This window comes from Chitinophaga sp. GbtcB8, from assembly GCF_019091455.1.
Taxonomy (GTDB): domain Bacteria; phylum Bacteroidota; class Bacteroidia; order Chitinophagales; family Chitinophagaceae; genus Chitinophaga.
Window position 1 is genome coordinate 1 of record NZ_JAGXJN010000321.1, and the last position, 244, is coordinate 244.

Annotated in this window: 1 protein-coding gene; it reads left to right on the forward strand. The window is 60.7% G+C overall.

What is annotated here, in order from left to right:
* A partial coding sequence (locus tag KVT36_RS31980) for a hypothetical protein (protein WP_217607477.1) occupies positions 1 to 244 on the forward strand: 244 nt, incomplete at both ends.

The following is a 244-nucleotide window of genomic DNA, read 5'->3' on the forward strand; positions in this document are numbered from 1 at the left end:
TGCCCCCCCCGCCTGGCCGCACCAAAAGATCGCCATTTTGGGCAAGGGGATGCTGGGTAAAGGCGTAACAGCCCATTCCGCCTGCCTGGGTTTTCCCTATGGCGTTACCGCCTACAAAAGGAAGCTGACCGGTAAAAGCCAGGGACTGTTTTCCGGGCTCATGGCAAAATATCCTGCGCTGCCGGAGGCCCGCGGACCTTTTGTTGGTATTGCACCCCTGCGCAGCCGAGGCGGAGGGCTTTCC